This is a genomic window from Alcanivorax sp. HI0083 (assembly GCF_001635175.1).
On sequence record NZ_LWFX01000342.1, the window covers coordinates 1 to 815 of the forward strand.

Sequence of the window (815 nt, forward strand, 5' to 3'; positions counted from 1 at the left end):
TGCATCGTGCTGCTGCTGCCCTGCTGTTCGAGGTAGCCCGCACCGATGGCACGGTGGATCAGGCAGAAACCCAACGCCTGATCGCTGCCGTGGAGCAACACTGGCAGCTGGATGCCCAGGAAATGCAGGATATCGTAGCCGAGCTGGAAAGCCGGGTGGATCAGGCCACCGACCTGTTCGAGTTCACCCTGCCGCTACGCGAGCACTGGGGGCCGGAGCAGCGCGTCACGCTGATTGAGGAGATGTGGGCCATGGCGGCCGCCGACGGCAAGGCCGATGTGCACGAAGAACACCTGATTCGTCGAGTCAGCGACCTGCTCTACGTCTCCCACGGCGACTACATCCGCGCCAAACTAAAAGCAGTTGAAAATTGACAGTTGAGCGCTGACAGCTCGCGATCTGGATTTCGTCTTTACTTTAAAGCGATGAGGCCGTGCCCCTGCTATGGACGCGGCCTCATAAAATGGGGAAACAGAAAACCCTGCGCGCGTAGCTGTCAACTGTCCACTATCAACTGCCAACTCTCTCTTCACCAGCCATCGTCTTCGTACTCGTCATCGAGTTCCGAATCCCGCGCTTCAATCTCGGGAAAACGCAACGACGGCCGGTCACCGCTTTCAAAGCGACGGCGTTGCAGATAGGCATTACGCAGGAAGGTATAGCGGTCGCCAACGATATTGCGTTCCAGATCCAGCAAGTCAGCCCGCAAGTCGACCACATACACGGCGGTAAAACTGTGGCGGGTCAGGTCATGGGGGATATAGTGACGCAGGCGCATGTAGTCTTCCGGCAGGATAGCCGCAGCATCCCGCCCT

Annotated in this window: 2 protein-coding genes; one reads left to right on the top strand and one right to left on the bottom strand. The window is 58.5% G+C overall.

Annotated features, from left to right (window positions below; genetic code table 11):
- Window positions 1–374: TerB family tellurite resistance protein (locus tag A3754_RS03605; protein WP_063518868.1), on the top strand; the 374-nt coding region annotated here is incomplete at its 5' end.
- 155 nt (window positions 375–529) lie between these two features.
- Here A3754_RS03605 and A3754_RS03610 read toward each other — a convergent pair.
- A partial coding sequence (locus A3754_RS03610) for an MlaA family lipoprotein (RefSeq protein ID WP_197468427.1) occupies window positions 530–815 on the bottom strand: 286 nt, incomplete at its 5' end.